General features: G+C 57.5%; 24 protein-coding genes. 21 read left to right on the forward strand and 3 right to left on the reverse strand.

The window, feature by feature from the left end; genetic code table 11:
* The first annotated feature begins 20 nt into the window (after positions 1 to 20).
* The 16 genes from NZD89_RS14630 to NZD89_RS14705 all read left to right on the forward strand — a co-directional run bounded on the left by NZD89_RS14630 (position 21) and on the right by NZD89_RS14705 (position 16,636).
* Positions 21 to 1,088: a M42 family metallopeptidase gene (locus NZD89_RS14630; RefSeq protein ID WP_268003552.1), complete on the forward strand. Its 1,068-nt coding sequence runs from the start codon at positions 21 to 23 to the stop codon at positions 1,086 to 1,088.
* On the forward strand, positions 1,079 to 2,116 hold the full coding sequence (locus NZD89_RS14635) for a M42 family metallopeptidase (protein ID WP_268003553.1): 1,038 nt from the start codon (positions 1,079 to 1,081) through the stop codon (positions 2,114 to 2,116). The genes NZD89_RS14630 and NZD89_RS14635 overlap by 10 nt, the downstream gene beginning before the upstream one ends.
* On the forward strand, positions 2,113 to 3,099 hold the full coding sequence (locus tag NZD89_RS14640) for a zinc-binding metallopeptidase family protein (protein WP_268003554.1): 987 nt from the start codon (positions 2,113 to 2,115) through the stop codon (positions 3,097 to 3,099). Before NZD89_RS14635 ends, NZD89_RS14640 begins: the two co-directional genes overlap by 4 nt.
* Positions 3,100 to 3,238: 139 nt before the next feature.
* Positions 3,239 to 4,393, forward strand: a complete 1,155-nt coding sequence (gene aroC / locus NZD89_RS14645) for a chorismate synthase (protein ID WP_268008498.1) — start codon at positions 3,239 to 3,241, stop codon at positions 4,391 to 4,393.
* Positions 4,390 to 5,481 carry a 3-dehydroquinate synthase gene (gene aroB / locus NZD89_RS14650; protein ID WP_268003555.1) on the forward strand — a complete coding sequence of 364 codons (1,092 nt, stop codon included), beginning with the start codon at positions 4,390 to 4,392 and terminating at the stop codon, positions 5,479 to 5,481. Before aroC ends, aroB begins: the two co-directional genes overlap by 4 nt.
* Before the next feature lie 3 nt (positions 5,482 to 5,484).
* Positions 5,485 to 5,853 (forward strand): chorismate mutase, encoded by a 369-nt coding sequence (gene aroH, locus NZD89_RS14655; protein ID WP_268003556.1) that lies wholly within the window; start codon positions 5,485 to 5,487, stop codon positions 5,851 to 5,853.
* Positions 5,854 to 6,054: 201 nt separating this feature from the next.
* On the forward strand, positions 6,055 to 7,104 hold the full coding sequence (gene trpD, locus NZD89_RS14660) for an anthranilate phosphoribosyltransferase (protein ID WP_268003557.1): 1,050 nt from the start codon (positions 6,055 to 6,057) through the stop codon (positions 7,102 to 7,104).
* The gene (trpC, locus tag NZD89_RS14665; RefSeq protein WP_268003558.1) at positions 7,101 to 7,898 is read left to right on the forward strand and encodes an indole-3-glycerol phosphate synthase TrpC; all 798 of its coding nucleotides are present in this window, start codon (positions 7,101 to 7,103) and stop codon (positions 7,896 to 7,898) included. The genes trpD and trpC overlap by 4 nt, the downstream gene beginning before the upstream one ends.
* On the forward strand, positions 7,850 to 8,650 hold the full coding sequence (locus NZD89_RS14670; RefSeq protein ID WP_268003559.1) for a phosphoribosylanthranilate isomerase: 801 nt from the start codon (positions 7,850 to 7,852) through the stop codon (positions 8,648 to 8,650). Before trpC ends, NZD89_RS14670 begins: the two co-directional genes overlap by 49 nt.
* Positions 8,647 to 9,861, forward strand: a complete 1,215-nt coding sequence (trpB, locus tag NZD89_RS14675; protein WP_268003560.1) for a tryptophan synthase subunit beta — start codon at positions 8,647 to 8,649, stop codon at positions 9,859 to 9,861. Before NZD89_RS14670 ends, trpB begins: the two co-directional genes overlap by 4 nt.
* Complete coding sequence (gene trpA / locus NZD89_RS14680) at positions 9,848 to 10,642, forward strand: tryptophan synthase subunit alpha (protein ID WP_268003561.1); 795 nt, start codon at positions 9,848 to 9,850, stop codon at positions 10,640 to 10,642. The genes trpB and trpA overlap by 14 nt, the downstream gene beginning before the upstream one ends.
* A gap of 77 nt (positions 10,643 to 10,719) precedes the next feature.
* Positions 10,720 to 11,751, forward strand: a complete 1,032-nt coding sequence (gene aroF / locus NZD89_RS14685) for a 3-deoxy-7-phosphoheptulonate synthase (protein WP_268003562.1) — start codon at positions 10,720 to 10,722, stop codon at positions 11,749 to 11,751.
* Positions 11,751 to 12,608 (forward strand): prephenate dehydrogenase, encoded by an 858-nt coding sequence (locus NZD89_RS14690; protein WP_268003563.1) that lies wholly within the window; start codon positions 11,751 to 11,753, stop codon positions 12,606 to 12,608. Before aroF ends, NZD89_RS14690 begins: the two co-directional genes overlap by 1 nt.
* Before the next feature lie 266 nt (positions 12,609 to 12,874).
* Entirely contained in the window at positions 12,875 to 14,596 is a 1,722-nt protein-coding gene (locus NZD89_RS14695; protein ID WP_268003564.1) for a DEAD/DEAH box helicase family protein, read from the forward strand.
* Positions 14,523 to 15,899 (forward strand): helicase-associated domain-containing protein, encoded by a 1,377-nt coding sequence (locus NZD89_RS14700; RefSeq protein ID WP_268003565.1) that lies wholly within the window; start codon positions 14,523 to 14,525, stop codon positions 15,897 to 15,899. The genes NZD89_RS14695 and NZD89_RS14700 overlap by 74 nt, the downstream gene beginning before the upstream one ends.
* Positions 15,900 to 16,066: 167 nt before the next feature.
* On the forward strand, positions 16,067 to 16,636 hold the full coding sequence (locus NZD89_RS14705; RefSeq protein ID WP_268003566.1) for a YpiB family protein: 570 nt from the start codon (positions 16,067 to 16,069) through the stop codon (positions 16,634 to 16,636).
* 105 nt (positions 16,637 to 16,741) lie between these two features.
* Here NZD89_RS14705 and NZD89_RS14710 read toward each other — a convergent pair whose 3' ends face one another.
* Positions 16,742 to 17,611, reverse strand: a complete 870-nt coding sequence (locus NZD89_RS14710) for a YitT family protein (protein WP_268003567.1) — start codon at positions 17,609 to 17,611, stop codon at positions 16,742 to 16,744.
* 78 nt (positions 17,612 to 17,689) lie between these two features.
* The gene (locus NZD89_RS14715) at positions 17,690 to 18,742 is read right to left on the reverse strand and encodes a YkvI family membrane protein (RefSeq protein ID WP_268003568.1); all 1,053 of its coding nucleotides are present in this window, start codon (positions 18,740 to 18,742) and stop codon (positions 17,690 to 17,692) included.
* 206 nt (positions 18,743 to 18,948) lie between these two features.
* Between NZD89_RS14715 and NZD89_RS14720 the strand changes: the two genes are divergently transcribed.
* Positions 18,949 to 19,758 carry an undecaprenyl-diphosphate phosphatase gene (locus tag NZD89_RS14720; protein WP_268003569.1) on the forward strand — a complete coding sequence of 270 codons (810 nt, stop codon included), beginning with the start codon at positions 18,949 to 18,951 and terminating at the stop codon, positions 19,756 to 19,758.
* Between the two features lie 124 nt (positions 19,759 to 19,882).
* Here NZD89_RS14720 and spoVV read toward each other — a convergent pair whose 3' ends face one another.
* On the reverse strand, positions 19,883 to 21,154 hold the full coding sequence (gene spoVV, locus NZD89_RS14725) for a dipicolinic acid transporter SpoVV (RefSeq protein WP_268003570.1): 1,272 nt from the start codon (positions 21,152 to 21,154) through the stop codon (positions 19,883 to 19,885).
* Positions 21,155 to 21,291: 137 nt separating this feature from the next.
* Between spoVV and NZD89_RS14730 the strand changes: the two genes are divergently transcribed.
* From NZD89_RS14730 to bshA, 4 genes are all read left to right on the forward strand, one after another.
* Positions 21,292 to 21,642: a nucleotide pyrophosphohydrolase gene (locus NZD89_RS14730; RefSeq protein WP_431308718.1), complete on the forward strand. Its 351-nt coding sequence runs from the start codon at positions 21,292 to 21,294 to the stop codon at positions 21,640 to 21,642.
* A gap of 106 nt (positions 21,643 to 21,748) precedes the next feature.
* Positions 21,749 to 22,240: a tetratricopeptide repeat protein gene (locus tag NZD89_RS14735; protein ID WP_268003572.1), complete on the forward strand. Its 492-nt coding sequence runs from the start codon at positions 21,749 to 21,751 to the stop codon at positions 22,238 to 22,240.
* A complete protein-coding gene (gene dapB / locus NZD89_RS14740) occupies positions 22,149 to 22,889 on the forward strand; it encodes a 4-hydroxy-tetrahydrodipicolinate reductase (protein ID WP_268003573.1) in 741 nt (246 codons plus the stop codon). The genes NZD89_RS14735 and dapB overlap by 92 nt, the downstream gene beginning before the upstream one ends.
* A 17-nt stretch (positions 22,890 to 22,906) precedes the next feature.
* Positions 22,907 to 24,025 (forward strand): N-acetyl-alpha-D-glucosaminyl L-malate synthase BshA, encoded by a 1,119-nt coding sequence (bshA, locus tag NZD89_RS14745; RefSeq protein ID WP_268003574.1) that lies wholly within the window; start codon positions 22,907 to 22,909, stop codon positions 24,023 to 24,025.
* Positions 24,026 to 24,048: the final 23 nt, after the last annotated feature.

A 24,048-nucleotide genomic window follows, 5' to 3' on the forward strand; every position in this document is an offset into this window, starting at 1 on the left:
TTGTTTATAGGAGAGGTGTCATGGCGAGATATAAGCATCTCGATACGCTCCGAGAACTTGTCACGCTCCATGGTGGGCCTGGGTTTGAACAACAGGTCCGCGACCGAATTCAAACGGCGTTCTCCGAGTACACGACCGATTTACGCGTCGACACACTCGGGAACTTGATCGGCGTCATCCCAGGCGAGGGACCGGGTCCAAGGCCACGGATCTTATTGTCTGCGCACATGGATGAAATTGCGCTCGTGGTTTCCCGCATTGAAGCGGGCGGGTTTCTTCGCGTGGCGCAAGCAGGCGGATTCGATCCGCGAACGCTGGTCGGGCAAGAAGTGTTTGTACATACCCGCACCGGGAAGCACCTTGGCATCGTTGGCTCCAAGCCACCCCATTTGACTGCCCCAGAGGAGCGGGGGAAGGCTGCTGCCCTAGAAGATCTGTTTATCGATCTCGCCCACCCAGAAGCGTCCGTGCGCGATCTGGTCGCAATCGGGGACCGCGTGACGCTCGCCAGAGAGGTCTACTCGCTGCGCAACGATAGACTCGCGGGAAAATCACTGGATAATCGCACGAGTGTCGCCATCATTCTGGAGACGTTAGAAGTTCTGAAAAAACTTCACCATACTGCTGACGTCTATGCCGTCGCCAGTGTCCAGGAAGAGGTGGGCGTCCGCGGCGCGGCTACCGTCGGCTACGGCGTAAACCCGGACATCGCCATCGCGATTGACGTGACATTTGGCGACTTTCCTGGGCAGGCTTTCGACGAAGGCTTTGAACTCGACGGAGGGCCCGCGCTTTCTTACGGTCCGAACCTGCATATGAAAGTCTTTCGGCACTTGACCGAAGTGGCGGACCGCGAAGGTATCCCCTATCAAGTCGAGTTGTCGCAAGGGCCGGTCGGCGCGGATGCGCGGGCATTTCAAATTGCTCGCGCGGGCATCGCCAGCGCACTCATCGGGATTCCGCTGCGCTACATGCACACCTCGGTTGAAACTGGTGCGTACCGCGATATTGCGTTGTGTGGGCGCCTCTTGGCACAGTACATCGCGGACGTGGACGCAGCCCGAGTGGAGGATTTGTCATGTTATTAAAACGGTTGTCGGAGGCGATGGGGCCGTCTGGGTTTGAAGACGAGATCCGCAACGTGATCCGGGACGAGGTGACGCCGCTCGTCGCAGATCTGCACACGGACGTCCTCGGGAATTTGATTGTCAGCAACGGAAGCGAGCACAACGGCCCGCGCGTCATGCTCGACGCGCATATGGATGAAGTCGGGCTCATGGTTGTTCAGGTTTGCGAGGGCGGGCGTGAGAGCGGCCTGTTGAAGTTCCGGGCGCTCGGCGGGATCGATCCGCGCGTGCTCGTGAGCAAACCGGTTTTCGTCGGGAACGACCGGATTCCCGGTGTCATCGGTGCAAAGCCGATTCACTTGCAGGAGCTAAGTGAACGGCGCAAACCGCTTGCGATGGATCAGTTGTACATCGACATCGGCGCGAAGGACGCAAAGGACGCGAAAGCCGTGGTGAAACCGGGAGACGTGGCCATCTTCGCCACGCAGTTCGGGACGCTCGGCGAGCGCGCCATCAAAGGCAAGTCGTTCGACGACCGCATCGGCTGCGCGCTGCTCGTTGAAGCCTTGCGCGAATCCTACGACCTCCCTGTCGTCGGGGCGTTTACGGTGCAGGAGGAGATCGGGTTACGCGGCGCACAGGCTGCGGCCTACGCCATCGAACCGGACATCGCCATCGCGCTTGAAGGCACGGTCTGCTTTGATGTAGTCGGTGCCAAGTCGCACGGGCAGTCGACCATCATGGGGGCAGGGCCGGCACTCACTGTCCAGGATTCACAGACCGTCGCGGATCGGCGCTTCCTGGACTTCATGGTCAGTGTGGCGGAGAAACACGGCATTCCATATCAGCTCCGCCGGGTAAAAGGCGGCAGTAACGACTACGGAGCGATTCATAAAGTCCGTGCCGGCGTCATCGGCGGCGCGATTTCCGTCCCGGTCCGCTATATCCACGCGCCTACCCAGGTTGCTTCACTCGATGACTTCGACAACTCCCTATCGCTAGTAAAGGCAGTGCTTCGGGAGCTAGAACAAGGAGGGTTTACGGCATGAAAGATCTGATTGAGCGGCTTGCGAAAGCCATCGCGCCTTCTGGGTCCGAACGCACATTGCAGTCGTTGATCCTCGACGAACTGAACGGCGTTGCGGACGAAGTGGGCATTGATACCCTTGGGAACGGCATCGCCAAAAAGAGCGGCCGAGGTCCGCACATCATGTTGGCCGCACACGCGGATGAACCAGGCGTGATGGTGATCGACATCGATGAGCAAGGATTTTTGCGCCTCATCCCCATCGGCAATTTACGTCCTGAGCACCTCCTTCACCGGCAAGTGGAATTCACCAACGGCGTAGTGGGGGTCATCGAACTTGAAGAGAAGGTGAAGCTGGCGGACGCTGGCTATGACCACCTGTACGTCGACATCGGATCCCGCTCGCGTCAAGAGACATTGGGTCTCGTTCACATCGGCCTCGCGGGCGTCATCGTCGATCCCGTTCGCGAGTTGGCCGGCAATCGCCTCCTCGGGCGCGCCTTGGACAACCGCGTCGGTTGCGCCATTGCGGTCACCGCTTTTCGCGAGCTGGCGACCTCTGGGCGTCAGGTGACGCTCGTACTCACCGCACAGAGCGCCGTCGGCGCACGCGGGGCCCGCACCGCGGCGTATCAGGTGCAGCCGGACCTAGCGCTCCTCATCGACGCGGCACCGGCGAGCGACGTCCCAGAGGGCCGGCGCACGGCACTTGAGCTCGGTCGTGGACCGGCCATCAAGATCATGGACGGAACGGCGATTGTGCCGCTCGCGGTCAAAGATCACCTGATCCAATCTGCGCAGGCGATTGGCGTGGAGACGCAATTCGAGGTGTGGCCAGGCGGCCAATCGGACGCTGGCGCGGTTCAACTGTCTGTCGATGGCATCCACATCGGCGGCGTGTCCTATCCGGCCAGGTACGTGGGCTCTACGCAGAGCGTGATCGATTTAGGGGATGTGGATAGCGCGCTGAAATTGGTGATCGAGGCAGCAAAGACGTATCAGTAAAGCGGTGGAGGGAACCTTCCCTCCCGCTCTTTTTTCGTCAACTGTTTCTACCGTTTCTCAAACCTGTGCTATAATACGTCCCATTCAGGCTGGAACACTCGGTTTTGCCGAGGTAGTACATACGGGAGGGCTTTTTTTGATTCGTTATCTCTCAGCAGGTGAGTCCCACGGACCGGGATTGACCGTTGTCATCGATGGATTTCCTAGTAATCTCCCCGTCTCTAAAGAGTACATCGATGAGCAGTTGCGCCGTCGTCAGATGGGGTATGGCCGCGGATTTCGGCAGCGGATCGAGACGGACACGGTGGAAGTCACCAGTGGCATTCGCTTTGGCCACACGCTCGGTACGCCCATCACGATGAACGTGGTCAATCGCGATTTCAAGAACTGGACGGACCGGATGTCAGTGTTTGGGGAGAAGCCAGACGACCTCAAGGAAATCTACCGGCCTCGCCCAGGCCATGCCGATTTGGCGGGTGCCATCAAATACGACCACGAAGACATCCGAAACGTCCTCGAGCGTGCGAGCGCCCGCAACACGGCGACCATCGTCGCTGCAGGTGCTCTGGCCAAGCAGTTGCTCGAGCAGTTTAACATCCAGGTGACCGCCCACGTCGTCGAACTGTGTGACGTGGTGGCAACTGACTTGCCGACGAGCCTAGAGGATTTGATTGAACGCGCGGACGCGTCAGAAGTTCGCTGCGCCGACGCAAACGCAGAGGCACAGATGATCGCGCGAATCGATGAAGCCAAGGAAAATGGCGACACCGTTGGCGGCATCTTCGAGGTCATCGTGCGCGGTTGTCCAATTGGCCTTGGCAGTTACGCGATGCCGGACAGGAAGCTGGACGGGCGACTCGCAGGCGCGTTGATGAGCATACAAGCCATCAAAGGCGTCGAGATTGGGCTCGGTTTTGAGGCAGCGCGCCGCTTTGGTTCAAAGGTCCACGATGCGATTGCGTACAAGGACGGTTCCTACTTGCGCGCCTCGAACGGGGCTGGCGGGTTGGAAGGCGGCGTCACAAACGGGGAAGACGTGGTCGTTCGCGTGGCTATGAAGCCTATTTCCACGCTGTATAAACCACTTCCGAGCGTCAACATGAAGACGAAGGAAACGGAACTCGCAGCCATCGAGCGCTCCGATTACTGCGCCTTGCCGGCGGCGTCGGTCGTCGGGGAGAACGTGGTCGCTTGGGTGATTGCAGACGCCCTCATCGAAAAATTCGGCGGCGACTCGCTTGAACAGATGAAGGACAATTTCGAACAATACCGCGAGCGAGTGGCAAAGCGATGAGCATCCTCGAGGTGAAAAGCAAGTCGGGTGGCTATCGTGTCGTGGCCGAAGGAAATGTGCTTGCCACACTTGGGGAACAGCTTTCGCGACTCCAGATCTCGAGGCGCACGAGCGTCACGGTGATCACCGACGAGACGGTGGGCGCACTGCCGTTTGCGAAGGACGCCGCGCGCTCCCTGGAGGCGGCGGGCTATCGCTATCAAATTCTCGAGGTGCCCGCAGGGGACCACAGCAAGTCGCTCGCGACCGCGAGCACCCTATATCCGAAATTGCTGGCGTTTGGCATGCGCCGTAGCGACCTCATCGTCGCGCTCGGTGGGGGAGTGATTGGCGATCTCGCCGGCTTCGTCGCCGCCACGTACCTTCGGGGCATCTCCTTTATCCAGGCGCCGACTACGCTGCTCGCACACGACAGCAGTATCGGCGGGAAGGTCGGCGTCAACCTGCCTGAGGGCAAGAACCTCGTCGGCGCCTTTTATCCGCCGCGGGCGGTTCTCTACGATTTGTCGGCCTTGGCGACGTTGCCTGCCCGGCAGTGGACGAACGGCATGGCGGAAGTGATCAAACACGGGATTATCGGCGATGCTCGATTGTTCGAGCGCTTAGAGGAAAAACCGCTTACCGTCTGCCCTGATGCGGCTACGCTCGAACCGATTCTCACCGCCGCCATGAAAGTGAAAATTGACGTCGTCGAGTCGGACGAACGAGAGGCGAATCGCCGACAGGTGCTCAATGTCGGACATACGCTTGGGCACGCCATTGAGCAGAGGTCGCACTACGGCTTAGGTCACGGGGAAGCCATTTCCATCGGACTCGTGCTCGAGGCGAAACTCGCTGTTGCGCGGGGACTTCTCGATGAGGAGACGGCAGTTCGCATTGAACGGGTTCTTGCAAGCCACGGCTTACCCACGCAAACGCCGCGCGACGACTGGCGCGAGGTGGCAGCGCTCATCGACGTCGACAAGAAGCACGGGCGCGCGTTGTGGACATTTGCACTGCCGACGGCCATCGGCGACGTCGTCATCGTGGACGATGTCTCACCTGACGAAGTCAAGGCCGTATATGATCGGTCGCTTGAGGAGGCATAAAGGATGAAGGTACGTGGGATACGCGGGGCCACCACGGTCTCTGCGGATACGAGTGAGGATATTTTCACCGCCACAAAGGAACTGATTGAAGAAATCATACGGTTGAACGACATAGAAGTCGACGATGTGGCGAGTGTGCTCTTGACACTGACCCCGGACTTATCCGCCGCGTTCCCCGCAAGGGCGGTTCGCAGCCTGCCTGGTTGGCAATGGGTGCCGCTGATGTGTGCGCAGGAAATCGGCGTTCCCGATGCGCTTCCGCGCAGCATCCGCGTGTTGTTGCACGTCAATACGGACAAAAAACAAGAGGAACTCGTGCACGCCTATCTGGGTGAAGCCGTTCAGTTGCGTCCGGATTTGGCAAAAGATTGACGACGCGGCTCGATTGGGTAGATGGCGGTTGACGCGAGCTTCATTCCCATATACCATGTTCACATGCGGCGAGTGCCGCATGTGTTTTTAGTTGAGTGAGTTGAGAAGAGTTGAGCTGCACAATTTTGATTGATTGGGCGCAGTGTACCCATTTGGTGCGTACGCTCGTGTGCGGTTCATAGTTGAGAGGAGAGTACGGACATGGGCCGTATCGTGGATCTAGCTTTGCGCTCGGTCGCCATTGGTGAATTTCTCGATGCCGACTTAGCAGATGAATTTATGAATGAATTGATGAATGGACGTGTCTCTTCCGTTCAACTCGCTGGCCTCATCAGCGCGATGGCCGTTCGCGGAGAACAACCCACAGAGATTGTCGGGTTTGCTCGCGCGATGCGCCGCCACGCCATTCCGATGACGGCGCCATCAGGTGCACTGGACACTTGTGGTACGGGCGGGGACGGGGCAGACACGTTTAATATTTCTACGACCGTTGCAATCATTGCAGCAGCTGCGGGAATTCCAGTCGCGAAACACGGCAATCGCGCAGCATCGAGTCTCAGCGGCAGCGCAGACGTACTTCAAAAACTCGGCGCGCGCATCGACCTCGATGCACCTTCCTGTGAAGCCCTGCTTGAAAAGACAAACCTTTGCTTCCTGTTCGCCCCTGTCTTTCATCCAGCCATGAAACATGCGGCCACTGCCCGCAAGGAATTGGGTTTTCGGACCATCTTTAACATTCTCGGGCCACTGACCAATCCGGCGCGCACGCGACGCCAAGTACTCGGTGTATTCCGCGAAAGCTTGGTGGAGACGGTGGCACAAGCCCTGGCTCAACTGGGAGTGGACCACGCGATGGTCGTCCATGGAGCGGGCGGTCTCGACGAATTGTCCATCTCGGGACCGACCACCGTCGCCGAAGTGCGGGGCCGCGAAGTGTTGATGCAAACCGTCGCGCCTGAGGACGTTTCACTCTCTCGCGCAGACGTCAGCGCCATCCGCGGTGGAGACGCGTCGGTCAATGCCGAAATCGTTCGCGAATTACTTCGTGGAAAACCAGGAGCTAGGCGGGACGTCGTCGTTTTGAACGCCGCAGCCGCACTATATGTGGGCGGAAAGGCGAGCGACCTACAAACCGGCGCGCAACTGGCGAAGAACTTGATCGACTCAGGGACGGCGTATCGGAAGTTGACTGAGTTCATTCGCGAGAGCCACACCATCGTTCCAAACACTGCAGAGGTGATCAGTGGATGAGCGTTCTAGATAAGATTCTCATGACCAAACGAGAAGAAGTTGCGCGATTGCACGAGCGGAGAGTCGTCTTTGACACCGCGCGCCCGCGTGAGATTCATTCGCTGCGCGCGGCGCTGCTCGCTGGTTCGAATCTCGGAGTCATCGCCGAAATCAAGCGCAAAAGCCCGTCGAAAGGGACTATCCAGGCGGACATCAACCCCGCAGAGCGGGCACAGGTGTACGAACGGGCGGGCGCCACAGCGATTTCCGTACTCACGGATGAGAAGTACTTTGGTGGTTCTATCGAGGACCTGCGCTCGGTGCGAGATGCGGTATCCATCCCTTTGCTTCGCAAGGATTTTATCATCGACGAGATTCAAATTGATGAAGCGTACGCCGCAGGTGCGGACGTCGTCCTGCTCATCGCCGCAGCACTTAGGCCAAAGCGGCTCCGAGAGCTGTCGGCGTACGCCCAACACCTCGGGTTGGACGTGTTACTCGAGGTGCACGGCGTCGACGAACTGGATGCGGCACTCGATGCCACACCGAGTATCCTCGGTATCAACAACCGAAATCTCCACACGTTCGACGTCGACTTGGGGACGACAGAAGACGTCATCCAAGCGCTTCCCAAAGATGTCGTGGTCATTTCCGAGAGCGGTATTTTCGGGACCGCCGACGCACAGCGAATGGTTGACGCCGGTGCGCGTGGCATTCTCGTGGGTGAGCTGCTGATGCGCCACGCCGATTTAGGTGATGTGGCAAAGTGCCTCACTTCGCTGCAGGTGGAGGCGCCATCGGTGGACATCGCGTGAGCGCGCCCGAGGTTCAGGTCAAGATCTGTGGCCTTCAGCCGGACGATGAGTTGTCGTTTACAGAGCACCCGCGAGTGTCCCACGTCGGGTTCGTGTTCGTCGAGGCATCCAAGCGATTCGTCCATCCGTCTCGAGCAAGGCGAGCGACAGTGCGACTCGCAGCCGATACCGAGGCCGTCGGCGTATTCGCGAATGCCACCGTCGACGAGATCGCCAGCACAGTGGCCGTAGCCGGTCTAGACATCGCTCAGTTGCACGGGGACGAGTCACCAGAGGTGTGTCGGGACTTGCAACAACGAGGGTTCAGAGTCTGGAAGGCGATTCAGGTGCCGTCCGAGGGTGCTCAGTTGGACGACGTGCGCCGCGAGGTGCACCGCTATGCAACGTGTACGGACGCCATCTTGCTGGATGCAAAGCCGCCAACTGGCGCTGGCGTGACGGGGGGGCACGGGCAGTCATTTGACTGGACGGTCCTCGGCCGAATCGCACAGGACATCACCGGTCACCCTTGGTTCGTGGCTGGCGGAATTCGTCCAGACAATGTCGGCACTTTGTTGTCGCTGTGTCGACCGACCGGCATTGACGTGTCTTCGGGAGTCGAGCGCGGCGGAAGAAAGGATCCGGCGTTGATTCAAAGCCTTCTCACGAACGTCCATCGCCCGTTGACGCCAACTTCACAAACCATCACACGCGGCGAGGGCGGTCGCGTGTTCCCAATCATCCATTCCTGTACGGGCGGTGAACAGAGATGACAGAATCATATAGCTACCCAGATTCGAACGGCCGCTTTGGTGGATTCGGTGGACGCTATGTTCCCGAAACGCTGATGTCCGCCTTAATTCAACTGGAAAAGGACTATTTGCGCCTGCGCGCAGATGCGGACTTCCAGCGGGAATTGAAGTATTTTCTTGAACAGTATTCGGGGCGGCCGACGCCTTTGTACTACGCAGAGCGCCTGAGTGAGGCACTGGGTGGCCCGAAGATATATCTGAAGCGCGAGGATTTAAATCACACCGGCGCACACAAGATCAACAATACTATCGGACAGGCTTTATTGGCCGTGCACACGGGGAAGAAGCGCATTATCGCGGAGACGGGGGCAGGTCAGCACGGTGTTGCATCGGCTACGGTCGCGGCGCGGTTTGGGCTCGAATGCACGGTGTTCATGGGGGAGGAAGACATGCGCCGGCAGGCGTTAAACGTCTTCCGGATGCGGATGCTTGGCGCAGAGGTCGTACCTGCTGTGTCAGGGACGCGTACGCTTAAGGACGCGACGAATGAGGCCATTCGGTACTGGGTCTCGCACGTCGACGACACCTACTACATTATTGGCTCAGTCGTTGGACCCCACCCGTATCCGCAGATGGTACGCGACTTTCAGCGGATTATCGGCGACGAGACGAGAGCGCAAATCCTCGCTGCCGAAGGGCGCTTGCCCGACCGCGTGGTGGCGTGTGTCGGAGGCGGGAGCAACGCCATGGGGATGTTTTTCCCATTCGTCGAGGATCAGGGGGTAGCGCTCATCGGGGTAGAGGCTGCCGGGCTCGGCGTCGACACAGAGGCGCACGCGGCGAGCGTGAATCGCGGCCGCCCAGGCGTGATTCACGGAGCCAAGACGATGCTCTTACAGGATGAGTTCGGACAAGTGACGCCGGCACACTCCATTTCGGCGGGTCTCGATTACCCTGGAATCGGACCAGAGCACGCTCATTTGGGCGAGTCTGGCCGGGCCAGTTACGTCCCCGTCACAGATGAGGAGGCGTTGGAGGCGTTCTATTTCCTGTCGAAGACCGAGGGGATTATCCCTGCGCTCGAAAGTGCCCACGCCGTCGCCTACGTGATGCGCGAAGCTAAGCACATGTCCGCGGATGAACGCGTCGTCATCTGCCTGTCTGGTCGTGGCGACAAGGACGTCGAGCAGGTGGCCAATTTGGAAGGGGGACGCGCTCATGGGGAGAATTGAACGGGCGTTTGAGGCACTCGCCGGCAGAACTGCGCTGATTCCGTTTGTGGTGGCGGGCGACCCGAACTATGAGGAGTCTCTTTCCTTGGTGCAGGCGATTCTCGACGCAGGGGCGGATATGATCGAGTTGGGCTTGCCCTACTCGGATCCGCTGGCCGATGGCCCGGTCATCCAAGCTGCTGCTTTACGTAGTCTACAGTCAGGATTTCAATTGCCGCAAAGCATGCGGATGATTCAGGCCATCCGTCAGCGGACACAAAAGCCCATCATCGCGTTTACGTACGTCAACCCCGTCCTTCAGTATGGTATCGAGACCTTCGTTCGCGAATTGGCTGCCGCTGGTGGGGATGGTGTGATCATCCCCGACGTCCCGCTCGAAGAGGCGCCAGAGATTGCAGAGGTCGCAAGGCGTTACGAGATCGCGTTTATACCGCTTGTCGCGCCGACGTCGGGTGAGGCGCGCGTACGAGCCATTTGCGAAGCCGCGACTGGGTTTGTTTACTGCGTATCCTCCCTTGGGGTCACCGGAGAACGGAGTGCCGTGTCAAATAACGTGCAGAGCCTTGTCGAGACCGTCAAGGCGCACACGGACTTACCTGCTTGTGTGGGGTTCGGCGTCAGCCAACCGGTGCATGCAAAAGAGATTTCGGCGTACGCCGACGGAGTGATTGTGGGCAGTGCCTATGTGCGGCGAATCGAGGAATTCGAGGCGCAGGGACCCGCTGCGATGATGAACGAGTTGAGCGAATTTACGCGGGCCCTCAAGTCGGCTTGTAAATGATTCCTTGGCCGAACGGACTGTACTGTGCTAGAATCTTCTATTAATTTGACTAGATATATGTGGAGAGGGAGATTTCAATGATTGTGGTGATGAAGGAAGGGAGTACCCGTGCTGAAATCGAGCACGTCATGCAAGTGTTGAAGCAGAAAGGCTTCGGTGTCCATCTGTCGGAAGGTACGGAGCAGACGATTGTCGGTGTGATCGGCCCGAAGGATCGCGTTCGCGAACTCGGTATCGAAAACATGAGCGGCGTCGAAAAACTGGTACCCGTCAGCAATCCGTTCAAGTTGGCCAGTCGCGCGTTCCACCCGGATAACACGACCGTTCAGGTGCTCGATCACGTCGTAGGCGGCGAAACGCCGACCATCATCGCCGGCCCTTGTTCGGTAGAGTCTCGCGACGGATTGATTGACATCGCACGGGCCGTGAAGGCCAGTGGGGCACAATTGCTTCGCGGCGGTGCGTTCAAGCCGAGATCGTCCCCGTACTCGTTCCAGGGCCTCGGCGAAGAAGGGCTGAAGTACCTCGCTGCAGCACGGGAAGCGACTGGACTCGGCATTGTTTCCGAGATCATGGAGCCGGGACTTGTAGATCTCGTCGCAAGCTATGTCGACGTGTTGCAGATTGGCGCGCGTAACATGCAGAATTTTGCTCTGCTCAAGGCAGTGGGGAGGACAAATAAGGCGGTTCTGTTGAAGCGCGGATTCTCCAACACCATCGAAGAGTGGCTGATGTCGGCAGAGTACATTATGGCCGAAGGAAATCCGAACGTGATCTTGTGCGAACGAGGCATTCGCACGTTTGAAACGTACACTCGAAACACGTTAGACCTGAATGCTGTACCGGTCGTTCAACACCTGTCACACCTGCCTGTCATGGTAGATCCGAGCCACGGCGTCGGGCACGCTCGCTACGTGTCCACAATGGCGCGAGCAAGCATCGCTGCGGGTGCCGCGGGCGTTATTGTCGAAGTCCATCCAAAGCCGGAGGAAGCGTGGTCGGATGGAAGTCAAACGCTGACCTTGGAGGCGTTTGATCAAATGGCTCGTCAAGTTCGACAGTTGCACGAGCTCACACAGTCCTTCCAGCGACAGGAAGCGACGGTTTAATGGGACGGGGGATCTCTCGAATCCTCATCCTTGGAGGCGGACTACTGGGCACGTCCTTTGCACTTGCGGTGCATCGGGCGTGCCCTGATGCCGTGATCGAATGTGTGGAGCAGAGCCCGGAACATCGTGCGAAGTTGACCCAGTACGCGGCTATCGCACAGGTGTACAGCGACGTGACGGACGTGGATAGCCAGTTTGACTTGGCGGTTCTCGCGGCGTCGCCAGACGTGTGCATCTCGTATTTGCAGTCCATTGCGCGCCACGCTTCCATCGTGCTCGACGTCTGTAGCGTCAAGCGCGCGATTTGTGAGGCAGCCGACGACTTGTGCCTGCGAAGTCAGTTCGTGCCGTCGCATCCGATGGCGGGAAAGGCGATTGAAGGGCCCAGCGCGGCGGACGGCGAGCTGTTTCGGGACAGGCCGTGGATATTCTTGGAGGATTGGGCGCCTCCAGCGACGGTACTCGCCCTGATTGAGCGGATAGGTGCGCGAGTGACCATGATTCCATCGGCAGAAGCACACGATGGGATGGTGGCGTGCGTTAGCCACGGGATTCACGTGACTTCGCTGGCGGCCATGCTCACGAGTGAGGAGAAGCGGCGACAGACGTTTCCATCGCTTGTCGAGGTCAGTGGCCCGGCATTTTGGGATATTACGAGGCTCGCGTCGTCTCCAGCGGCGTTCTGGGCCGATACGTTGCTCCAGAACAGGGAGAACGTCATTCCATATCTGCAAACGTTGCGAGAGCAAATCGCCAATTTTGAAGAGGCGATGCGCAACCAGGACCGAGACTGTCTTGTGGACCTCCTCAACAAATCGAAAATTGCCCGTGAGACTTGGGAATCGTCCCGACCCTGACCAACGCCGCTCGTCGGGAAGGGGCGATTTTTGCGATTTAGGTTATTGTTCAAGTTCGGGTGTTGACAGCGCTTCCATCATGAGATATGATAACTCTCGAAGGGTGTTATGTTCTGATTTCTCTCCACTCCTAGCAGAATCTCCTGTTTGGAATCCGTGAAAGCGGATTCCTCTTTTTTTGTCTCCTAAACCTTGTATATCATTCCGCTTTTACATAAAAACTACAGATACAATCACCATTGACACTGTTCTGGAAAGGAGTGTCTGTGCTGCAAATTTATCCACAGGATGAGACATTCCTGTACGTACGAGGCAATCCGGAGTCGTCGTCAGAAGATTCGCCGCTCTTTGAACAGGTTGGGGTTTTTGCGGACCGCCGCCAAACCATGCCGCCTCTGTACCTCTATGAGCTGTCGAACGAGCGGCTGTGGAACGCTTGCCGACTCGGAATGACAGCCAGGGACGTGATCACGTTCCTTCGGCGCTACGCGGCAAGTCCGCTGCCAACGAAGATGCAGAACCACATCTGTACAGCGATGGGGCGCTTTGGGGACTTGGCGCTCTACGAGGTGGAGGGGGGACTAGAGCTTCGGGGTAGTGCAAAGCTGATGGCGCAAGTGAGAAGGCACCCGGACATCGCACATCACCTGCGCGGTCGCAAATCGTTATCGGCGCGCGTCGACGCGAAGGCTCGAGTGGCATTGAAAATGGCCTTGGCTTCACACGGATTTCCCGTACTCGACGATGGCGTGCGCATCGAGGCGCCAAAGTCACTGCACATCGAGCTACATCCGAGTTTGCACCTGCGCGCCTACCAACGTGCGGCTATCCAGCATTTTGTCGGCCGTGAAGAAGGCTCCGGTGTGATCGTACTTCCGTGCGGGGCCGGAAAGACGGTGGTCGGCCTAGCAGCGCTCGCCGCACTTCAGTGCACCGGACTCATCCTCGTTCCAAACGAAGCCGCTGCGAAGCAATGGAAAGACCATTTCCTCAAGTACACCAATCTCACGCCGTCAGAGGTGGGCATCGATGACGGGGCAGACGCGATGAAGCCGGTGACCATTACCACCTATCAGCGCCTGACGGCGAGACGCAAGTCGGGCGAATATTATCATTTCGGACGATATGTCGCGACAAATTGGGGATTGGTCGTCTACGACGAGGTCCACTTGCTGCCAGCTCCGCTGTTTCGCTTGTCAGCCGAGCTGCAGTGCGCGAGAAGACTTGGTTTGAGCGCGACGCTCGTGCGCGAGGACGGGCGCACGTCAGATGTATTTTCGCTCGTCGGTCCGAAGGTGTACGAGGTGCACGAGGATAGGCTTACCGCAGAGGGTTACTTGTCGCAAGTGATTTGTGTGGAAGTACAGGTGCCGATGGGAGACGAGGCGATGGCGTCCTACGAGCGGTCTCCCTTGCGGCAGAAACATCGCGCTGCGGCCGACAACGAAGCGAAGCTAGAAGTCGTCGATGCGCTCTGTCGCAAGCACCAGGATGGTCAAATCCTCATCATGGGTCACTACACGGAGTTTTTGAAAAAGGTTTCAGAGCGTCTCTCTTGTCCAATGCTAGACGGAGAGACTCCGAAGGAGAAGCGATTGTACGAGTATGATCGGTTTCGTCAGGGACACACACCTATCCTCGTGTTGTCCCGCATCGCCAACGTCGCTGTGGATCTGCCAAACGCCGATGTCGCCATCCAAGTTTCCGGGTTATTTGGATCCCGACAGGAAGAAGCACAGCGCCTCGGACGAGTGTTGCGCCCCAAGCCTGGCGGCGGGCGATTTTACACACTGGTAAGTGTTCATACCTTGGAGGAGAGAACTGCTCGACACCGGCAACAGTTTTTAGTCGAGCGAGGGTTTGCCTACACACAGGTTTCTGCCGCTGACATCATCAGCGAGGGGACGATTGCAAATGAAGTTAGACGAGTGCCTAAATCACGCGTCCGTGGGTACGCTCCGAAGCATAGCGCTGCACCAAGAGCTTGATTGCTCCCTGTATTCCAAGCTCGACTTGATGCAATCCATCCTGTACGCCATGCGCATACCGGCGCAGCTTTCGCAGCTCGTCAGACGCTGGACGGACACCTGGGGCGACCTCTTCGTGAGAGTCGGCATGTCTAATCCGCGCCTGTATTCGGCGGAGGAAATGGACGCCCTGTTCATGGCGTCGGGCTTTGAGGCGGGTGCGCTCGAGCGCGCACTCGGCGAAGGGTGGTTGTTCGCGCGACAAACCCAATCCCTCAGGCCCAACTACATCATACCGGTGGAACTCCACGAAGCGATTCGAAAACACTTGCTGTCCCAGATGAGAGGGCGGGTCGTCGTGCGGTCGACGCCGCCGTTAATTCAACAGGACGAGGCCACAGCGCTGGTACAGGATTTTCAAACTTTAATCGATTACGTTCTAAACCATGACGTCCAACTCACCACGGGTGGGGCGATGTACAAACGCCACACGCAGCAGGTGATGGAGCTGTTTTCGGTAGCCGAGGACTTAGCTGTCCCAGAGTGGCGATTTGGCTATGGGCGGAGGGCGCATGACTACCCAGATAGGCTCGCTCTCCTGTACGATTTTGCGTACGATCAACGGTTTTTTGTGGAGACGGAAGACCAAACCTTGGTCGTCTCCGACGGGGTAAGGGATTGGACTACGCTGTCCCGCCCCCGGCAAATGCAGCGGATTTTGCAGTTTTACATCCGCCTCTACAGGCGCCCCATCCCAAGGCTGCGCGAAGCGGTGGAGATCATTCGCACGCTGGCCGAGGACTGGGTCTCCACGAAATCGGTACTGGCGGTTTGCGGCTCCATGGTATCGCCGTTCTACTATGACACCCGAGACGACGTCTGGAACAATCGGATTTTAAAAATGCTGACGCACCTAGGTGTCATCCGGTTAGGTTCCGACCAAGAATCTGATGAACAGTGGTTTCAAATGACGAATCTCGGTCAAGAATTACTAACACAGGACGAATTACAGTTAGTAGATGACACGTCCACCAGTCAAGCGTCCCTTATCGTCCAACCCAACTTTGAAGTGATGGTCACTGTTCACGACAGCCAGACCGAATCTGTCCTGTCGCAGTTCACGGACCTCAAGAGTGCGGGTTCCATACGGATATACCGGATTCTGGAACAGAGTGTCTTGCGGGGACTCGCGGCTGGATACGACTTCAAGCGCTGGCGTGAGATGTTGACGATCAAAAGCATTGGCCCCATTCCCGGTAACGTCGAACGGACGCTGTTGGAGTGGGAGGCGGTGCACGCGTCAGAGCGCCCGCTCAGCTCCTGAAGATGCGCTTTTAGCACGGTTCGTACTTAAAAGTGAGAAAAACAGGCGTCTGCAGGAAAAGTCGGCGGCAGAGCAGAATACAATAAACAAACAATTCTCAACTTTTCGCGACCCGGACGTCCTGCCTACATCTCAGGAGATATAGTGAAACAGGGAGGAGAATGGCTATGGGAACCATCGTATCAGTTGCTGAAAAGAAACATTTCTTGCGCTGGTTTCTGGCCAACTACGATTTGCAAAGTCGTGAGGCGGAAATGCTGTTGCGTTATATGATGACACGTGAGAACGTCTTGCAACGCGTCCATTTCGTCGATAACTTTCGTCACTTTTCCCGCGTAATCGTCGTGTCAACCACGTGCGTGCATGTCGCACCGTTTCGCTACTATCGCCGCAACAAGCCGGTGACGACGGATGTCGAGCAGGCGTTTATCGACCTGTATCAACATCCCGATGAGGACATATATGTAGGCCTGTTCTTTAAAGACCGTTCAACGTGCCCCGAGTTTGCAGCGGTGTTAGAGGAACCTGCAAAACCGGAAATGGATCCAGCGGTCAAAGAGATGCTTTCACTGCAGGCTGAGTGGGTCATCGACCAGGCGTTGCGGGCACATATGCGCAAACAGTTGATGAAGGATGTTGACGACGCGTTAGACTCTGGTGACAGAGGTGCTTTCATCATGGCGAGTCAACGATTGATCGAATTTGACCGCAGTGAGTTAGCACCCGCAAGCATATAACTCAAGTAAGCATCCGCGCGCAAGGAACAGCAAAAGACCAGAGCACATTGGAACTCTGGTCTTTTTTCGTGCAACCAGCCCGCATGGCACGTGCGCACGACGCGGTCAGCGACTGCGCAAAAATCCTCGGCGACGACGCGGATCATCCCCGAACGTGAACCCTTCTCCCGCGATTTCGTGCACGTTGCTGATGGTGACGAACGCGGTCGGATCGACATCGTGTACGATGCGCTGCACCCGCACGACTTCCTCTCGTCCGACTACACAATAGACGACTTGTCGATCGTTGCCCGTATAGCCCCCGGTCGCTTGCAGCAGCGTCGTGCCGCGCTCCAACTGTTCGTGCACCTCTTTTACAATCTCCATGTGCTTGTCCGAAATGATCGTCAACGCCTTGCCGTTTTGTGCACCTTCAATCACAAAATCGATGACTCGGCTGGAGACGAACAAGGCCACTAGAGAGTACATAGCCACCTGTTTCCCGATGACGATGATGACGACGCAAATCACGACGACGTCGATGGTAAACAGCGTTTTACCCATGGCCATGCCGCGGTAGTGGCGCAGAATTCGCGCGATGATGTCGGCGCCGCCCGTGGTACCGCCCGTGCGAAAGATGAGTCCGAGGCCGATGCCCGTGACAACGCCCGCATATAGAGCGGCCAACAGTTGGTCGTGCGTCGGGACCTGGATGAATTTGGTTAGCTCACTGAATACGGACACCCCGACGACGCCCACGGCCGTCTTCAGGACGAACTCCCGGCCGAATATGCGCCACGCCAGCACGAGCAGCGGAATATTCAAGATGAAGAAGGTGGCGCCGACCGGCAGGTGAAATTCGTACAACAGAAGGACGGAGATACCGACAAAACCACCTTCTGCGAGGTGATTTGCGATGAGGAATGCGTTGAGTCCGATTGAATAGATCAGACTGCCGAGGACAATCATGATCCACTGCATGGGGTTCTTTAACATCTTTGGTCCAAGCTCCTTCGCCGTAAATGCCCATACAGGCAAATGTGACCTGTATATGTCGCTATTATACGGGCGAGCTCACGCGCGCGGCAAACGAGTCCGGTGCAGGGCAATCGTCATGACGAAGAACAGGCTGATCCATCCGAACGCGGTGTAGGCATAGGTGACAATGGCGCGAAATCCGACGTGGCTGAGCAGTCCGGCGAGGACGAGCAACACGCCGCTGTACAACAGGATTCGCTTGCGATCGGTCGTCACCGTAACCGCCAGCGCGTACACATTGCCAATCAGCGTCGAGTAGATTTCCCCAAACAGGACTGCGATAAACAGGATTTTGAGCCACGGTGCGAAATGCGAAGCGATAAACGCCATCGGAATGGCGTACGCCGTAGCATCCGGCATGTACGCGAACAATGCGAAGGACACGGCCATAAGCATGCCGCCCAGTCCAATGGCGCCCATCGTAGCCCCTCGCCGGAGGATTCTCACGTCTCCAATCTGTCCCCCGAGCGGGACGAGAACGCCTACTGAGAGGCCGATATTCATAGCTGCGTAAAGAAGACTCGACAACCACACGGGAAACCCGACGTAGTAATTCTGGCCTTCTGGGAAGACGACTGCATGTGTCGTCGGGTGAACGTACATCCACGTGTGGACCGCCGTATAGAGGACGAAGGTGACCAGCGTCGGCACGATCACGCTGTTGACCTTCAACAGTCCGTTCATCCCGAAGAACATCGTCAAGAACGTCACGATCATCGCGGCGACTACACCGATGGTGAACGGCAGGTGAAATTGCTCCTTGAACAGTTCTCCGGTTCCTGCCAACATCGCGACCGTGACGCCAAACAGCATCAAGAGCAAAACGATGTCGATGCTTTTTTGCAACCGCGGTTTGAACAGGTGCGCGTTTAAGTCTCGAAACGACGTGGCCCGCAGCATCGCGCCGAGCGCCATGAGGCGATATCCGAGCCAGGCGAAGAGAACCGTGACAAACAGGATTGCGACATAGGCGATGGGGCCAAAACGAACGAAGAACTCATAGATCTCGCGCCCTGATGCGAACCCAGCACCGACGACGGTACCAATATATACACAGGCAACCTGGACGCCCATCCACCGTGCAGTCATGAAAAAATCCCTCCAGTCACGCTCTATACATATGGACAAGGGCGCAGAAACATGACTGCGTCCGTTGTGGACATGTTCCCGCGCGTTGGCCATATACATGGAAGTAATAGATAGTGGTGCGTCCGGTTTGCCTATGACGTGTGTTTGGACACGGTTCGGACAACCTCTGTCTCAGATCTTTGACAATCGCATAGGGGAGGGTGTTCATGACCACGCTACAGGCCATTATCATGGGAATTGTTCAAGGCGTGACGGAGTTTTTGCCCATCAGCAGCACAGGGCACATCGTCCTGGTGGAGAAGCTGCTCCACATTCACGTCGACAGCGACACGTTGTTTATCGTGTTACTGCACCTGGGCACACTTGCAGCGGTGCTCTATGCCATGCGTCGCGAGGTCGGCTGGCTGGTACGGCATCCGAAATCGCGTCTGACGTGGATGATCCTTGTGGCCCTGCTGCCGACGGCCGTCGTTGGAGCTGTCTGTGAAGAGTGGTTTGAAGGGCTGTTCGACTCCGGCGTGACCATCGGGTTTGAGTTTGTCATCACCGGCGTCGTGCTCTGGTGGATGGATGGCGTCGCCGCTGGCAACAAGAACGAGGGCACGATGACGGTCTCGGACAGCTTGTGGATCGGTACGCTGCAGGGGATCGCCATCCTGCCAGCGCTATCGCGTTCGGGGCTCACCATCGCCGCGGGATTGTGGAGAGGGATGGACCGCGAAGCAGCGACCCGATTTTCGTTTGTGCTTTCCATTCCGGCCATCCTCGGCGCCACACTCGTCAAGCTCGACGACGTGTTCGAGGATCCAGCCAAGACGATGGCTCTTCCATGGCTCCAGATGACCATCGGTGCCGTCGCAGCCGCCATCGCAGGGTATCTCGCGGTGCGAGTGACGACTTGGCTCATCCGCCACAGTAGAATGAGAATCTTCGCAGTGTACACCTGGGCTATCGCGGCATTCGTCCTGTATGACCAACTGTTTGGCCATCACTTTTTCCCACCGCTCATCGGCTGAGTAAAAGTCGACCGGACTGTACGGAACGTACTTTCCGGTCGACTTTTTTTCTGCGCAAAAAGGGGAAGCTTCGGACGAAAGCTTCCCTGGCGATTTCGTGCAGGAGGGAGAGGGAGAGAAATCCTTACTTCAGTCGGGTGTGGAATGCGATGACGCGTACGCGGCGAAGGACGCCGACGGCCATCGAGACGACGAGTAATCCAGCCACGATAGCGAGCCACAGCGCGATGGCAGAGGATGAAACAACCCAGAACGAGTGCCCGTCTAACGCCTGGCCGACGCCGGTCAATGCCGGAACGTGGGCCATCGCTTCCGTGGCGACGCGCCCCATGCCCATCAAGTAGAGGACGACTGTAGCAGCGGCCGCGAAGATGGCTTGCAGGAAACGCGCCAAGAAATAAGGGAGCATGCGAATGTCTGTGTTGGTCAGCACACTCGCGACTTGCGCGTGCACGGCCAATCCGCTCCAGCCGATGATTCCACTCACGAGTGCGAGTTTCTGCAACATCGGCGCGTTGAGCACCGCCGTTTGCGCGCTGCCGATATCCAGTTCCAAAAGTCCGGCGATGGTCGGGTTCACCAGGCCGCCATTGATGTGGAACACGTGGTAGACGAGGGCGATTGGGGCGCCAATCACGCTCATCATTCCGCTGAGGCTGAGAATTTCGATGAATACCGCGAAGAAGACGATGAACCCGCAAATCATGATCAAGGTCTGCATCGATTCAGTCACCGCATTGCCTAGCAACTTGCCGAATGGGCGCCCGTCTTCCTCGCGAGCCAGCATCATTTCTCGATAGGCGCGAATGAAGATGGAACCGTTTGTGCGCTCGGTCTTGCGGGCTTGCAGTTCCGCGAGATGATCTTTGTCTTTGCGACCCCAAAATTTAAAACATACCCCCACTAGAAACGCGGAGATGTAATGGGAGACGGCGAGTAAACCGCCCACGGCCGGGGACTTAAACATGCCCACGGCGACAGCGCTGAGCATAAACAGCGGGTCGGCAGTATTCGTGAAGGCGAGCAGGCGCTCGCCTTCGACGCGAGTGCACTGTCCCGTTTCGCGAAACCGCGAAGCGATGACTGCGTCCATTGGGTAACCAGCGGCCAACCCCATCGAGAGCGCAAATGCGCCGACCCCGGGTACGCTGAAGAGTGGGCGCATGAGGGGTTCGAGCAAAACGCCAAGTCCTCTGACCACACCAAGCCCCATTAAGATCTCAGCCAATACGAAGAACGGGAGTAGAGAGGGGAAAACCACTTTCCCAAACACCTTTAAACCGGATATCCCTGCCGCAAATCCCTGTTCGGGATAAAGAACTAGCGCGATGGTAAAAATCATCGCTACCGCGATGAGTACCAGGTTTAGTAAATGGCCCTTTTTGCCCCGGCTCAACCTCTTCACTCCTTGTCACAACCAGACATGCACTACAGCTGGTCCGCACTTGTCCTTACATTCATATGTCCGGGTCATCTGTTTATGTTTCCGAAAGAGAGTCCGTTATAATAGAGGCAAACGATCAATAAGGAGCTATCTCTGCCGTGGATTTGGACCAAGTGCAAGCGCGCGTGGATGCGTACATTGGACAGTTTCAGGAAGGCTACTTCGAGCCGATGACACTCGTTGTGCGATTGACGGAGGAGTTGGGCGAACTCGCGCGCGAAATCAATCATCATTATGGGGAAAAGCCGAAAAAGAAGGATGAACCAGAGGGCGATATCGCCTTGGAACTCGGGGATTTGCTGTTTGTGATCACCTGCCTGGCCAACCGTCTGAACCTGAACTTGGCCAGTGCGTTTGAGGCCGTGATGAATAAATTTGAGACGAGAGACAAGGACCGCTGGACGCGCATCACCCCTAGGTGCCGTCCCGATGAGCCCTGATTCGCGCTTCGCGTAAACGGATCAGCCGTGCGAGTTGCCAAGCAGTGTAGGCCAAGGTACAAACCTGCTTTCCGCCATCTCCATACAATGGACGGAGGTGGTCTACATGTCAGCGGCGAGGTTGATCCAGGCGGCGTACGCATATTTGTATATCGGTGATTTTGCACAAGCAAAGGCTGCGTTTGAGCGGGCGATTCAGGAGGAACCGGACAACGCCGAAGCGTATTTCTGTGCGTCCATCACGGCCCATCGAAGTGGTCACTACGAGGAAGCGCGGGTCTACATCGAGCGGGCGATGTCACTATCTCCGGATGTGCCGCTCTACGAGGCACATTATCACACCATCTGCTCCTCAAGGTTAGTCGAGCAGGCGCGCTTCGCGTATATTGAAGGGCAAGTGGACGCCGCGTTGCAGCTGCTCGAGCGTGCGATGGTACAGGACCCCCTGAACGACGAGGCGCAGGCTATGAAAACTGAGTTATCGGCACTTCATCTCGTCGATGAGGATGCCGTCAAGGAGGATTCCAGTGAGTCAACAGAACCTAATTCGAATTGCGATTGCCGGTGCCAAGGGGAGAATGGGGCGCGAAGCCGTTAAAACCATTGAGGCCGCCCCCGACATGGACCTAGCTGGCGTGCTCGTGCGCCGCGCGGACGAGGACACGCGCCAATTTTTCACGGGCGTGTACGACGACCCGGTGCGTTTACTAGAGACCGAACAGCCGGATGTCTGGCTCGATTTGACGACGCCCGACACGGTCGTCTCCCATGTCGATCTCGCCTTTGCTCACGGCGTGCGCCCGGTCGTCGGCGCTACCGGCTACCAGGAGGCAGACCTGGCGCGCTGGAACGACCAGGCCAGCCAAACGGGCATCGGCGGCATCGCATGTCCCAACTTCGCCATCGGCGCGCTGTTGATGATGCGGTTTGCCAAGGAGGCGGCGAAATGGATGCCGCGAGCCGAGATTATCGAGCTGCATCACGACAAGAAAAAGGACAAGCCCTCGGGCACGGCCATCCGCACCGCGCGCGAAATGGAAACTGAGTACGAGATCCCAATACATAGTGTTCGCCTCCCCGGACTCGTGGCACATCAAGAAGTTCTGTTTGGGGGCACGGGGGAAACACTGACGATTCGCCACGATTCGCTCAGCCGCGAGAGCTTTATGCCCGGTGTCGTGCTGGCGTGTCGCGGGGTGATGCAACTGCGCCAGATGGTCTACGGGCTTGAACACTTACTATGGTAGAGAGGGATGGCGATACGATGCGCATTGGAATTAGCTGCTATCCAACCATCGGCGGCTCCGGCGCCGTCGCGACGGAGCTGGGCAAGGCACTCGCGAGGCGCGGGCACGAAGTGCACTTTATTGTCACGGACGTGCCCTTTCGACTCGGTACGTTCGTCGAGCACGTGTATATTCACGAGATTGACACCGCCAGCTATCCAGTGCTGCGCACGCCGCCCTACGATTTCTCCCTGGCAGCGCTCATGGCAAAAGTGGCGAACGAGTATCAGCTCGACGTCATTCACGCACATTATGCGCTTCCGTTTGCCGTTTGCGGGTTTCTGGCGCGCGAGATGGCAAAGCGAGACGTGAAGATCGTGACGACGCTTCACGGCACAGATGTCACCGTATTGGCGCAAGACACGAGCTTGAAGGAGATCATGAAGTTAGGCATCGAGCGCAGCGACGCCGTGACGGCGGTGAGCCACAGCTTGATCAAGCAGACGAGAGAGGCGTTCGAAACAGGTAAGGACATCGAATGCATTTATAACTTCATTGACACGGATGTATTTCGTCCGCAGGTCGGACAAAAGGTTCGTTCCTCCCTTGTAAACCCAGGGGAGCGCGTGCTTCTGCACGTTTCGAATTTCCGCAAGGTCAAGCGAATTCCCGACGTGATCGACATCTTTGCCCGCGTTCGACAAACCGTAAAAGCGCGACTTCTATTGGTTGGTGAAGGTCCCGAGTACAGTGCCGCACGTCAGCAAGTCAGAGATCTCGACATCGTGCCCTACGTCGAATTCCTCGGTAAACAGGATGAAGTGGCGACGCTCGTGGCCGCGGCGGACGTTCTCCTCCTTCCATCCTCGAAAGAGAGTTTCGGCCTCGTCGCGCTGGAGGCGATGGCGTGCGGCATTCCGGTGATCGGCTCCACGGCCGGCGGCATCCCGGAGGTGGTCGTCGACGGGAAAACCGGCTTCTTGTCGCAAGTGGGCGACGTGGACAAGATGAGTGAAGACACGCTCCGACTGCTGCAAAACGACGAACTCTACGAGTCGTTTTCACAAGGAGCTCGCCGTCACGCACAGGCTCATTTTCACATCCAGGACAAGGTTGACGAATACGAGGCGCTCTATCGCCGCGTTTGTGGCATTTAGCGGCGCTTGAACGGAGGGCTTCA

Origin of the sequence: Alicyclobacillus fastidiosus (genome assembly GCF_026651875.1) — a bacterium.
GTDB lineage: Bacteria > Bacillota > Bacilli > Alicyclobacillales > Alicyclobacillaceae > Alicyclobacillus > Alicyclobacillus fastidiosus.

Excerpts from the sequence above, each read along its gene's own strand:
- NZD89_RS14630 (WP_268003552.1), top strand. The coding sequence starts at position 21 with ATGGCGAGATATAAGCATCTCGATACGCTCCGAGAACTTGTCACGCTC.
- NZD89_RS14635 (WP_268003553.1), top strand. The coding sequence starts at position 1,079 with ATGTTATTAAAACGGTTGTCGGAGGCGATGGGGCCGTCTGGGTTTGAA.
- NZD89_RS14640 (WP_268003554.1), top strand. The coding sequence starts at position 2,113 with ATGAAAGATCTGATTGAGCGGCTTGCGAAAGCCATCGCGCCTTCTGGG.
- aroB (WP_268003555.1), top strand. The coding sequence starts at position 4,390 with ATGAGCATCCTCGAGGTGAAAAGCAAGTCGGGTGGCTATCGTGTCGTG.
- aroH (WP_268003556.1), top strand. The coding sequence starts at position 5,485 with ATGAAGGTACGTGGGATACGCGGGGCCACCACGGTCTCTGCGGATACG.
- trpD (WP_268003557.1), top strand. The coding sequence starts at position 6,055 with ATGGGCCGTATCGTGGATCTAGCTTTGCGCTCGGTCGCCATTGGTGAA.
- trpC (WP_268003558.1), top strand. The coding sequence starts at position 7,101 with ATGAGCGTTCTAGATAAGATTCTCATGACCAAACGAGAAGAAGTTGCG.
- trpB (WP_268003560.1), top strand. The coding sequence starts at position 8,647 with ATGACAGAATCATATAGCTACCCAGATTCGAACGGCCGCTTTGGTGGA.
- trpA (WP_268003561.1), top strand. The coding sequence starts at position 9,848 with ATGGGGAGAATTGAACGGGCGTTTGAGGCACTCGCCGGCAGAACTGCG.
- aroF (WP_268003562.1), top strand. The coding sequence starts at position 10,720 with ATGATTGTGGTGATGAAGGAAGGGAGTACCCGTGCTGAAATCGAGCAC.
- NZD89_RS14690 (WP_268003563.1), top strand. The coding sequence starts at position 11,751 with ATGGGACGGGGGATCTCTCGAATCCTCATCCTTGGAGGCGGACTACTG.
- NZD89_RS14700 (WP_268003565.1), top strand. The coding sequence starts at position 14,523 with ATGAAGTTAGACGAGTGCCTAAATCACGCGTCCGTGGGTACGCTCCGA.
- NZD89_RS14705 (WP_268003566.1), top strand. The coding sequence starts at position 16,067 with ATGGGAACCATCGTATCAGTTGCTGAAAAGAAACATTTCTTGCGCTGG.
- NZD89_RS14710 (WP_268003567.1), bottom strand. The coding sequence starts at position 17,611 with ATGTTAAAGAACCCCATGCAGTGGATCATGATTGTCCTCGGCAGTCTG.
- NZD89_RS14715 (WP_268003568.1), bottom strand. The coding sequence starts at position 18,742 with ATGACTGCACGGTGGATGGGCGTCCAGGTTGCCTGTGTATATATTGGT.
- NZD89_RS14720 (WP_268003569.1), top strand. The coding sequence starts at position 18,949 with ATGACCACGCTACAGGCCATTATCATGGGAATTGTTCAAGGCGTGACG.
- NZD89_RS14735 (WP_268003572.1), top strand. The coding sequence starts at position 21,749 with ATGTCAGCGGCGAGGTTGATCCAGGCGGCGTACGCATATTTGTATATC.
- dapB (WP_268003573.1), top strand. The coding sequence starts at position 22,149 with ATGCCGTCAAGGAGGATTCCAGTGAGTCAACAGAACCTAATTCGAATT.
- bshA (WP_268003574.1), top strand. The coding sequence starts at position 22,907 with ATGCGCATTGGAATTAGCTGCTATCCAACCATCGGCGGCTCCGGCGCC.